Here is a 10,795-nt window from a genome sequence, read left to right as displayed (position 1 = left end):
GTGGTGGCGCAGGCGGCGGTGGCCGCGGCATGCCCCCGCAGGTTGTCGGTGAAGGCACCGGCGTCGTAAAATTCTTCAACGGGCAGAAGGGCTTCGGCTTCGTCGTTCGCGACGATGGCGGCGAGGACGTGTTCGTGCACATCTCGGCTGTCGAGCAGGCTGGGCTGACCGGTCTCGCCGAGGGCCAGCCGCTCGGCTTCACGCTCGTCGATCGTGGCGGCCGCATTTCGGCGACCGACCTCAAGATCGACGGCGAGCCGATGGCCGTCACCGACCGCGGCCCGCCGCGCGAGCGTGACGCAGCAGCTCCCGGCGGCCCGCGTGGCGCCGCTCCCGGTGGCGCGCCGCAGCGCCAGCTGACCGGCGAGAAGGCGACCGGCACGGTCAAGTTCTTCAACGCGATGAAGGGCTTCGGCTTCATTCAGCGCGACGATGGCCAGCCCGACGCGTTCGTCCACATCTCGGCAGTCGAGCGCGGCGGCATGACCTCGCTCAACGAGGGCGACCGGCTCGAGTTCGAGCTGGAAGTGGATCGTCGCGGCAAGATGGCTGCAGTGAACCTGACGTCGATCGCCTAACCGCTTTCGCCTGACGGTAACGAGATAGACCCGGTAGGCCTTTAGGCCTGCCGGGTTTTTCTTTGTGTGCGGTCTCGAGGGGGATCCCTATCGTCTCGCTTCCCCGGCGAAGGCCGGGGCCCAGTCGCGCCGTCAGGCGTTGTCTGGGCGTGAACCGCTCAACTGCCCGCCCACGCCTCGGCCCCGGCCTTCGCCGGGGAAGGGAAAAGAAGGATTTCCGATGCGCCTAGCCCTTGCCGCGATCGCCCTGACCCTCGCCGCCGCCCCGCTCGCCGTCCCCGCGTTCGCCGCCCCCGGTCCGAAGGTCGCTGCGGCCAGCTTCGCGCAGCTCAAGACGCCGCTTCCTTTGCCCTACAACGAGACCGCCAACGCGCAGGCGCAGGTCGCCACGGCGCGCGCGCGGGCAAAGGCGCAGCACAAATTGCTGCTGATCGATCTCGGCGGGAACTGGTGCCTCGACTGCCGCCTGCTGGCGGGCACGATGGAATTGCCGGGCCTGCGCGAATTCCTCGCCAAGAAGTACGAGATCGTCACGGTCGATGTCGGCCGCTTCGACAAGAACCTCGATGTGGCGGCGAAATATGGCCTCAAGGACCATTTCGGCGGCGGCGTGCCGAGCGTGCTGATCGTCGATCCCAAGACCGATACGCTGCAAAATGCCGGCCGCACCGCCGCGCTCGCCGACGCGCGCACGCTCAGCCCGCAGGCGCTGTCGGATTGGCTGGCGAGCTGGGTCAAGTAACGTTCCAGCCCCCGTCATCCCCGCGAAAGCGGGGATCCCGCTGCCTCGCCCGCGGCAAGTAGAAGAAGCGGGACCCTCGCTTTCGCGAGGGTGACGGGGGGGCGGCTCGATCAGCCCCCCGCGAACCGATCGGTCGCGCGGATCAACTGGTCGAGGATGCCGGGCTCGCTATAGGCGTGCCCCGCGCCCTCGATCAGGTGGAACTCGGCCTCGGGCCAGGCCTGGTGGAGCGCATAGGCATAACGCGCCGGGCACGGCATGTCGTAGCGGCCGTGGACGATCGTCCCCGGGATCCCCGCTAGCCGCCCGGCATCGCGCAACAATTGCCCGTCCTCGAGCCAAGCGGCATGCGCGAAGAAATGATTCTCGATCCGCGCGAATGCCAGCGCGAAATGCCCGTCCTGAAACGCCTCGCGCATTGCGGGATCGGGCAGCAGCGTGATCGTCTCGCCCTCCCAGATCGTCCACGCCTTGGCGGCGGCGAGCTTGGCCGACTCGTCGTCGCCGGTCAGGATCCGGTGATACGCCTGGATCATGTCGCCGCGCTCGGCCGCCGGGATCGGCGCGACGAAGCCCGCCCATTTGTCGGGAAACATTTCCGAGACGCCGAACTGATAATACCAGGCGAGCTCGGCCGGGGTCGCGGTGTAGATGCCGCGCAGGATCAGCGCGCTGACCCGTGTCGGGTGCGTCTCGGCATAGGCCAGCGCGAGCGTCGAGCCCCACGAGCCGCCGAACACCAGCCAGCGCTCGACCTCGACCAGCGCGCGCAGCCGTTCGATGTCATCGACCAGGTGCCACGTCGTATTGGCCGCGAGCTCGGCATGCGGGGTCGAGCGCCCGCACCCGCGCTGATCGAACAGCAGCACGTCGTAGCGCGCCGGATCGAACAGCCGGCGATGGCTCGGCGAGATCCCGCCGCCCGGGCCGCCATGGAGGAACACCGCGGGCGTCGCGCCGGGGGTGCCGCAGCGCTCGTAATAGAGCGTGTGGCCGTCGCCAACGTCGAGCATGCCGGTCTCGTAAGGGTCGATCTCGGGGTAGAGCGTGCGCAGGTCGGTCATGCGCGCATGACGCACGCTGTCACCGTACGGTCAAGTGATCAGCCGCTCGAGCGCCGCCACGGTATCGGCTTCGGCGGCGGGCTTGTCGGTGCGGATGCGGGAAATACGCGGGAAGCGCATCGCCACGCCCGATTTGTGGCGTTTCGATTGGTGGATCGAGTCGAACGCGATTTCGAGCACCAGCGTCTTCTCGACCTCGCGCACCGGACCGAAGCGCCCGGTGGTATGGCCGCGGACGAACTGGTCGAGGCGCTTCAATTCCTCGTCGGTGATCCCCGAATAGGCCTTGCCGACGGGCAGCAGCGTACCGTCCTCGGTCCAGCAGCCGAAGGTATAGTCGCTGTAGAAGGACGAGCGCCGCCCGCTCCCGCGCTGCGCGTACATCATCACGCAATCGGCGGTGAGCGGGTCGCGCTTCCATTTGTACCACAGACCGGTCTTGCGCCCGCCGACATACGGCGAATCGCGACGCTTGAGCATCACGCCCTCGATCGCGGCATCGCGCGCGCCGGCGCGGATGCCTTCGAGCGCGGTGAAGTCGTCGGCGGCGATCACGGTGCTGAGGTCGAACCGCTCGGGATCGAGTCGCGCGGCGAATCGCTCGAGCCGGGGGCGGCGTTGCTCCCACGGCAGCGCGCGCAGATCCTCCTCGCCGTCAAAGAGGATGTCGTAGAGCCGCACGAAGGCCGGCGCCTCGGCGAGCATCTTCGCCGAAACGACCTTGCGCCCCAATCGCTGCTGCAGCGCGTTAAAGCTCGCCGCCCCGCCCTCTTCGGTGGCGTTCCCCTGCGCATCGCCCTTCACCATCAGCTCGCCGTCGAGCACGCCGGGCGTGGTGAAATCGCGCGCGACTTCGGGGAAGCTCGCGGTCACGTCGTCGCCGGTGCGGCTGTAGAGGCGCGTCGTGCCCGCAACATGGACGATCTGGACGCGGATGCCGTCCCATTTCCACTCGGCGGCATAGTCCTTGAGATCGACGCGCAGCTCCTCGAGCGGGTGCGCCAGCATGAAGGGCCGGAACACGGGAACGTCGGCGGCGGTCGGCTGCGGTCCGCGTCGCTCGGCCCAGTCGAACAGCGCGGTATAAGGTGGGGCGATGCCGTGCCACACTTCCTCGACCGCCTCGACATCGAGATCGAAACCGTTCGCCAGCGCAGTCTTGGCGAGCCGCGACGACACGCCGATCCGCAGCGCGCCCGTCGCCATCTTGAGCAGCGCGAAACGTTCGTCCGAGTCGAGTCGGTCGAGCATCCCGGCCAATGCCGCAGGCGCATCCGAGCGTGACAGCGCCGACAGGCGATCGACCGCCTGCGCGATGCTCAGCGGTTCGGGGTCGGGCGCGATCGGCGGGGTCGGCCAGAGCAAGGCGACGGTCTCGGCGGTATCGCCGACATAGTCGCGGCTCATCCGGAACAGCACGGGATCGACGCGCTGCTCGATCAGCGTGCGGATCACCGCGGGCTTGACGCCGGGCAGGTCGAGCTCGCCGGTCAGCGCGGCCATCGCCCAGCCGCGATCGGGATCGGGCGTGACGCGCAGATAATCGGTGATCAGCTTGAGCTTCGCATTGCGCGAGCGGGTGTAGATCAGCCGGTCGAGAAGGTCGGCGAAAGCGCGCATCGTCCCTCAACATGCGCGCGGCGCTGGGGTTCCGCAAGCCACATCCCGGCCTTGCTCCGCGCCGCCTGCAATCCTAGACCAGACGCCATACCCGATCCTCGAAAGGTCCCGTCATGCGTGAAGCTGCCATCGTCTCAACCGCCCGTACCCCGATCGGCAAGGCGTATCGCGGCGCGTTCAACGCGACCGAGGCGCCGGTGCTCGCCGCGCATGTGATGAACGCCGCGGTCGCGCGCGCCGGGATCGACCCGGCGCGGATCGACGAGATCTTCTGGGGCGTCGGCAATCAATGGGGCAGCCAAGGCGGCAATGCCGGGCGGATGGCGACCTTCGCCGCCGGACTGCCCGAGACCGTCCCCGCCTTCACGCTCGATCGCAAATGCGGATCGGGGCTGACCGCGATCGCGCTCGCCGCGCGCTCGATCGTGTGCGACGAGATCGACGTCGCGCTCGCGGGGGGTATGGAATCGATCAGCCTCACCGTCACCAAGGACGCGCCGCGCTTCGTCAACCAGTCGGTGACCGCGCGAGAGCCCGCCGCCTATATCCCGATGATCGAGACCGCCGAGATCGTCGCGACGCGCTACAACGTCAGCCGCGCGGCGCAGGACGCCTATGCCGCGATGAGCCAGCAGCGCGCGGCGCGCGGACTCGAGACGGGCGCCTTCGCCGAGGAGATCGCGCCGATCACGGTCGAGAAGGCGCTGTTCGACAAGGCCGGGGTGCGTACCGGCAGCGAGACGGTGACGCTGGCGCAGGACGAGGGCATTCGTGCGGGCACCACCGCCGAGGCGCTCGCGGGGCTCAAGACCGTCTGGCCGGGCGGGGATTTCTCCGGCCCTGGCGCGAACGTCACCGCGGGCAATGCCAGCCAATTGTCCGACGGCGCCTCGGCGCAGATCGTGATGGACCATGCCACCGCCAGGGCCGAGGGACGCGAGGTGCTCGGCGTCTATCGCGGCTTCCAGGCGGCGGGGTGCAAGCCCGACGAAATGGGAATCGGCCCGGTGTTTGCGATCCCCAAGCTGCTCGCCCGCGCGGGGCTGTCGGTCGGCGATATCGGGCTGTGGGAATTGAACGAAGCGTTCGCGTCGCAATGTCTCTATTGCCGCGACGCGCTCGGGATCGATCCCGAGCGCTATAATGTCAATGGCGGGGCGATCGCGATCGGGCATCCGTTCGGGATGACCGGCAGCCGGCTTGTCGGGCACGCGCTGATCGAAGGGCGCAAGCGCGGCGTGCAGTGGGTCGTCGTGTCGATGTGTACCGCGGGAGGAATGGGTGCGGCGGGGCTTTTCGAAATCGTTTAACGGCGCTAGGGGCGCTGCGAACACGGCCGATTTTCAACTTTTTACGAAGTTGCGGCAGCACAGCGAATGGTCCCGAAGACAAATGTTACAGTTTTCTGCTCCGCTTTATCTGTTTGATGTATGTTAGAGATCAGATTCTTGCGGAACAGCGCCTGTTGTGGCCCGTTCTGAAGATATGTCCAACAACGCTCGCTATGAGGTTATTCTGGTTCCGTCGGAAATGTCTTTGACTTCTTCCGAATGGACTTGGCGGCGATTCGAGGGCGATGCGAGCCTTTCCGCGCAAGGCTCGCGTCATAAGACATTGCCGGCATGCTTCGCCGAAGTCCGCGAGCATGCGGGCCGGTTCGGGCCAGCCAGCGTCGCGGTCAATCTGCGCGGCGACGATGCGCCCGCTGCGCCGACGGCCGATGCGCTCGTGCCGCAGATCGAGAGTGCGTTCGCCAACCGCCTTGCGCCGAAGGCGCTGCTCCGCAGACGGTCGGCGCTGCGCGGTTAATCGGCGAAGAGCAGCACCGGGGTTTCGAGATAACGCTTGAGGCCCTGGACGAAGCTCGCCGCGTCCCAGCCGTCGACGACGCGGTGATCGCAGCTGATCGACAGGTTCATCAGCTTCGCGCGGACGATCTCGTCGCCGACAAAGACCGGCCGCTCGACGATCTTGTTGGGGCCGATGATCGCGACTTCGGGGCGGTTGATGACCGGCGTCGTCGCGATCCCGCCGAGCGGGCCGAGCGAGGTGACGGTCAGCGTGCCGCCGCCCATTTCCTGCGGGGTCAGCTTGTTGGCGCGCGCCGCTTCGGCGAGGCGGAGGATTTCGGCGGCGAGCTGCCACACGTTGCGGTCCTGCGCGTCGCGGATGACGGGGACGGTGAGGCCCGCATCGGTCTGCGTCGCCATGCCGAGATGGACCGCGCCGTGACGGGTCACCACACCGGCTTCGTCGTCGTAGCGTGCGTTGATCATTGGGAAGGCGGGGATCGTCTTGCAGATCGCGGCGATCAGCAGCGGCAGCATCGTCAGCTTGGGGCGGTTGCCGCGCGCGCCGTTGAGATCGGCGCGCATCGCTTCCAAGGCTGTGACATCGATCTCGTCGACATAGGTGAAGTGCGGGATCGCGCGCTTCGACGCGGCCATGTTCTCGGCGATGCGGCGACGCATGCCGATCACCTTGATCGGTTCGTCGGGGCGGGCGTTGCTGGCGTGGGGAGTGTGGTAGCCTTGGCCCTGGCCGTAGCGCAGGAAGGCGTCGAGATCGCTGTGGCGGACGCGGTCGGACTCGGTCTTCACCTGCGCGAGGTCAATCCCGAGATCGGCCGCACGGGCGCGGACGGCGGGGGAGGCGAGCGCCTTTTCTGCTCCCCTCCCGCAAGCGGGAGGGGAGTCGGTTGCGCCTCACCTGAGACCACCTCCTCCACACCGGGATTTTCGGCTTCGTATTGCTGCGCCACCTCGACCTGCTCGGCCGACGCCGGCGCCGCCTTCAGCTCGGCCGGCCCATCATCGCGCAACGCCGGCGCTTCCTCCGCTCCGAAATCCGCCGCATCGGTCTCGATCACCACCAGCGCCGCGCCGATCGACACCTGGTCGCCGACCTCGCCCGCCAGCTCGACCACCACGCCCGACACCGGCGATTCCATCTCGACCGTCGCCTTGTCGGTCATCATGTCGGCGACCTGCTGGTCTTCCTCGATCCGGTCGCCCACGCGCACGTGCCATGCCACGATCTCGGCCTCGGAAATGCCTTCGCCAATGTCGGGCAGCTTGAACGTAAAACGCGCCATTATGCGTCCTTCATGATCTTCTTGAGCGCCTCGCCGATACGGACGGGGCCCGGGAAATACGCCCATTCGAGGCTGTGCGGGTACGGCGTGTCGAAGCCTGTCACGCGCTCGATCGGGGCTTCGAGATGGTAGAAGCAGCGCTCCTGCACCAGCGCCGAAAGCTCCGAACCGAACCCGCTGGTGCGCGTCGCCTCGTGGACGATCATGCAGCGCCCGGTCTTCTTGACCGACGCCTCGATCGTTTCGATGTCGAGCGGGACGAGCGTGCGCAGGTCGATCACCTCGGCGTCGACCCCCGCTTCTTCCATCACCGCGAGCGCGACGTGCACCATGGTGCCGTAGACGAGCACGGTCAGCGCCTCGCCGGGGCGCACGACCTTGGCCTTGCCGAGCTCGATCTTGTAGTAACCGGTCGGCACCTCGCCGGCGGGATGCTGCGACCAGTTCTGCGTCGGCTTGTCCCAGTGCCCGTCGAACGGTCCGTTGTAGATGCGCTTGGGTTCGAAGAAGATCGTCGGATCATTGTCCTCGATCGCGGCGATCAGCAGGCCCTTGGCGTCGTACGGCGTCGAGGGGATCACCGTCTTGACGCCCGAAATGTGCGTGAAGATCCCCTCGGGGCTCTGGCTGTGCGTCTGCCCGCCGAAGATGCCGCCGCCGAACGGCGAGCGCACCGTGATCGGCGCGGTGAATTCGCCCGCCGAGCGATAGCGCAACCGCGCCGCCTCGGACACGAGCTGGTCGAGCGCGGGGTAGATGTAATCGGCGAACTGAATCTCGGGGACGGGGCGCAGGCCGTACGCGCCCATCCCGACCGCGACGCCGATGATGCCGCATTCGCTGATCGGCGTGTCGAACACGCGCGTCTTGCCGTATTTCGCCTGCAGCCCCGCGGTCGCGCGGAACACGCCACCGAAATAGCCGACGTCCTCGCCCATCACGATCACGTCTGGGTCACGGCCCATCATCACGTCCATCGCGGAGTTGATCGCCTGGATCATGTTCATGCGGGTGGAGGTCGGGGTTTCGGTTTCGACCGCGGTTTCAGAATCGCTCACGCTGCATACTCCGTCATCCTCGCGAAAGCGGGGATCCCGCTGCCTGGCCCCGTCGCCAGAAAAAGAAGCGGGACCCTCGCTTTCGCGAGGGCGACGCCGAAGGGCTGAACGCTACCCATCACTTCCGCGCCCATGGCCGGCCGCTGGCGGTTTCTTCCGCCACCATCTGCGCCTGCTGCTCGCGCAAGTGCCACGGCATTTCCTCAAACACGCCGTCAAACAGCGTATCGAGCGGCTGGTGCAGGCCGTGGCCGAGCACGCCGTTGGTCTCGGCTTCCTTCTGCGCGGCCTTGACCTGCTCGGCCAATTCCTTGTCCTGCGCCGCGTGGCGCTCCTCGTCCCATTCGCCGAGCGCGATGAGATGATCCTTGAGGCGCTTGATCGGATCGCCGAGCGGCCAAGCGGTCGGCTCGCCCGCGGAGCGATATTGCCCCGGATCGTCCGAGGTCGAATGGCCCTCGGCGCGATAGGTGAAATGCTCGATCAGCGTCGGCCCCTGGTTGGTGCGCGCGCGCTCGGCCGCCCAGAGCGTTGCCGCATAGACGGCGAGCGCATCGTTGCCGTCGACTCGCAGGCCGGCAATGCCATAGCCGACCGCGCGCGCCGCGAAGGTCGTCGATTCGGCGCCGGCGAAGCCCGAGAAGCTCGAGATCGCCCACTGATTGTTGACGACGTTGAAGATCACCGGCGCACGGTAGACGCTGGCGAAGGTGCAGGCCGAGTGGAAATCGCCCTCGGCGGTCGATCCGTCGCCGCACCAGGTCGCCGCGATCCGCGTGTCGCCCTTGGCGGCGCTCGCCATCGCCCAGCCGACGGCCTGCGGATATTGCGTCGTGAGGTTGCCCGAGATCGAGAAGAAGCCCGCTTCCTTGACCGAATACATGATCGGCAGCTGCTTGCCCTGCAGCCGGTCGGCGGTGTTCGAATAGATCTGGTTCATCATGTCGACCATCGACCAGCCGCGCGCGATCAGCAGGCCCTGCTGGCGGTACGACGGGAAGCACATGTCTTCGTAATCGAGCGCATAAGCCGCCGCGACGGCGACCGCCTCCTCGCCGGTGCACTTCATGTAGAAGCTCGTCTTGCCCTGGCGCTGCGCGCGGAACATGCGCTCGTCGAACGCGCGGACCAGCGCCATGCTGCGCAGCATCGCGCGCAGCGTATCGGGCGAGAGGCGTGGATTCCACGGACCGACCGCTTGGCCGTCATCGTCGAGCACGCGCACCAGATGATAGGCAAGCTCGGTGAAGCTGCCCGCGGCGTCGGCGGTGTCGGGCCGGCGCGCCTCGCCGGCGGCAGGGATCTGCACCTGCGTGAAGTCGACCGTGTCGCCCGGCCGGAACTTGGGTTCGGGGACGTACAGCGACAAAGGCGCAAGATTGGGCTTCAGATGATCGGGGACTCGGTCGGTCGCCATATACTCTCCACAACGCGTGCCTGGCTTTCGACCGACAGCGGAATCGTTCTTTGAGCCTTGTTATAAAATTTCAACGCACTTGGCGAGGGGCGGTTTCGCGAAGAATGCGATGACCCGTCGCACGAGGATGGCGGTCCAGCTTGACTCGCATGCCCCGAAGAGAACAAAATAGGAACGATGCATTATGTGAGTCGCTGCCGTGTCCTGTCCTGCCACCCCTCGATCGGCGATCATAGCCGAGCTTCGCGAAAGCCTGAAGAAGGTCGAGAGCGACGGGCTGCGCCGTCGACCGGTGCTGCCCTTCGGGATCGCGCCGATCGACGAGCGGCTCGCGCCGGGTGGGCTGCGGCTCGATTCGCTGCACGAGATTGCCGCCGCGAGCCCCGCCCCGTCGGACGATGCCGCGGCGACTTTGTTCATGGCGGGGATCGCGGCGCGCGCCTGGGGTCCGGTGCTGTGGGTGGTGCGGCGGCGCGATCTGTTCGCGCCTGGGCTGTACCAGGCGGGGCTCGCGCCGGGGCGGCTGATCTATGCCGAGGCGGCGGACGATGCCGAACTGCTCGCGCTGATGGAGGAGGGGCTGCGGCATCGCGGGCTCGGCGCGGTGGTCGGCGAGGTCAAGCGCGCGGCGATGCCCAATACGCGGCGGCTGCAGCTCGCGGCGGAGGGCGGGAAGACGATCGCGCTGCTGATGAAACGCCATGCACGCGAGGGCGGCAATCCGCTCGCGGTCCCCTCGGCGGCGATGACGCGCTGGCGGATCGCGTCGGCGCCCTCGGCCCCGCTGCCGGTCGGCGAGGCGGGCGTCGGGCGGGCGCGGTGGAAGGTGGAGCTGGTCCGCCAGCGCGGCGGCGACTCCGCCGATTGGATGATGGAGGCATGCGATGAAACGGGTCGCCTCGCTCTACCTGCCCGACTGGTCGATCGAACGGCTGGCGCAGGCCGAGCGCTCAGCCGCGCCGCCTGAGGGCGCCAGCGTAGATCCGCAGGGGATGGCCGAGGCGGTGGCGCGCGAGCAGGCGGTGGCGTGCTCGGTGCCGCGCGGTGGCGGCTGGCGGCCGGGTGCGCGCTGGGCGCGGAGCGGAGAACTCGATGCGAACGCGCGCCACCGCAGTGCCGGACGCGTGAGCGAGGCCGCGCCGCATCCGTTCAAGGCGATGCCGCCCGATGAGGGTCGGACCCCGCTGCGCGATGCGCGGGTGATTTCTTCTGCCTCCCCTCC

9 protein-coding genes and 2 pseudogenes are annotated in these 10,795 nt (G+C 67.7%); 6 read left to right on the top strand and 5 right to left on the bottom strand.

From position 1 onward, the window contains the following. Together RH90_RS24560 and RH90_RS00270 are read left to right on the top strand one after the other, a co-directional pair. Positions 1–578 (top strand): cold-shock protein (locus RH90_RS24560; RefSeq protein ID WP_010183155.1); only part of this gene is annotated, 578 nt, incomplete at its 5' end. Positions 579–798: 220 nt separating this feature from the next. Then, on the top strand, positions 799–1,320 hold the full coding sequence (locus tag RH90_RS00270) for a thioredoxin family protein (protein ID WP_010183154.1): 522 nt from the start codon (positions 799–801) through the stop codon (positions 1,318–1,320). 110 nt (positions 1,321–1,430) lie between these two features. Here the strand turns inward: RH90_RS00270 and pip are convergent, their stop codons facing one another. Beyond that, the gene (gene pip, locus RH90_RS00265) at positions 1,431–2,384 is read right to left on the bottom strand and encodes a prolyl aminopeptidase (protein ID WP_010183153.1); all 954 of its coding nucleotides are present in this window, start codon (positions 2,382–2,384) and stop codon (positions 1,431–1,433) included. A 30-nt stretch (positions 2,385–2,414) separates the two neighbouring features. Continuing rightward, entirely contained in the window at positions 2,415–4,004 is a 1,590-nt protein-coding gene (locus RH90_RS00260) for a cisplatin damage response ATP-dependent DNA ligase (protein ID WP_010183152.1), read from the bottom strand. Between the two features lie 113 nt (positions 4,005–4,117). Here RH90_RS00260 and RH90_RS00255 point away from each other — a divergent pair, with 113 nt between their 5' ends. Next, the gene (locus RH90_RS00255; RefSeq protein ID WP_010183150.1) at positions 4,118–5,314 is read left to right on the top strand and encodes an acetyl-CoA C-acyltransferase; all 1,197 of its coding nucleotides are present in this window, start codon (positions 4,118–4,120) and stop codon (positions 5,312–5,314) included. A gap of 226 nt (positions 5,315–5,540) precedes the next feature. Further along, on the top strand, positions 5,541–5,813 hold the full coding sequence (locus RH90_RS00250; RefSeq protein WP_029624907.1) for a hypothetical protein: 273 nt from the start codon (positions 5,541–5,543) through the stop codon (positions 5,811–5,813). Here the strand turns inward: RH90_RS00250 and RH90_RS00245 are convergent. The 3 genes and pseudogenes from RH90_RS00245 to RH90_RS00235 all read right to left on the bottom strand — a co-directional run bounded on the left by RH90_RS00245 (position 5,810) and on the right by RH90_RS00235 (position 9,573). Next, positions 5,810–7,098 (bottom strand): annotated as a pseudogene (locus tag RH90_RS00245) (dihydrolipoamide acetyltransferase family protein). The gene RH90_RS00250 and the pseudogene RH90_RS00245 overlap by 4 nt on opposite strands. Further along, on the bottom strand, positions 7,098–8,105 hold the full coding sequence (locus RH90_RS00240) for an alpha-ketoacid dehydrogenase subunit beta (RefSeq protein ID WP_010183148.1): 1,008 nt from the start codon (positions 8,103–8,105) through the stop codon (positions 7,098–7,100). The pseudogene RH90_RS00245 and the gene RH90_RS00240 overlap by 1 nt, the downstream one beginning before the upstream one ends. 169 nt (positions 8,106–8,274) lie before the next feature. After that, positions 8,275–9,573: a 3-methyl-2-oxobutanoate dehydrogenase (2-methylpropanoyl-transferring) subunit alpha gene (locus tag RH90_RS00235; protein WP_010183147.1), complete on the bottom strand. Its 1,299-nt coding sequence runs from the start codon at positions 9,571–9,573 to the stop codon at positions 8,275–8,277. Between the two features lie 253 nt (positions 9,574–9,826). Between RH90_RS00235 and RH90_RS00230 the strand changes: the two genes are divergently transcribed. Both RH90_RS00230 and RH90_RS23845 read left to right on the top strand, forming a co-directional pair. Further along, entirely contained in the window at positions 9,827–10,540 is a 714-nt protein-coding gene (locus tag RH90_RS00230; RefSeq protein WP_442852464.1) for an ImuA family protein, read from the top strand. Continuing rightward, positions 10,458–10,795: pseudogene (locus RH90_RS23845) on the top strand (DNA polymerase Y family protein); the annotation flags it as partial. The gene RH90_RS00230 and the pseudogene RH90_RS23845, both read left to right, overlap by 83 nt.

This window comes from Sphingomonas sp. PAMC 26605 (genome assembly GCF_000241485.1).
Classification (GTDB): domain Bacteria; phylum Pseudomonadota; class Alphaproteobacteria; order Sphingomonadales; family Sphingomonadaceae; genus Sphingomonas.
The sequence above is the reverse complement of the archived record's forward strand: the minus strand, read 5'-3'. Positions and strand labels throughout refer to the sequence as shown.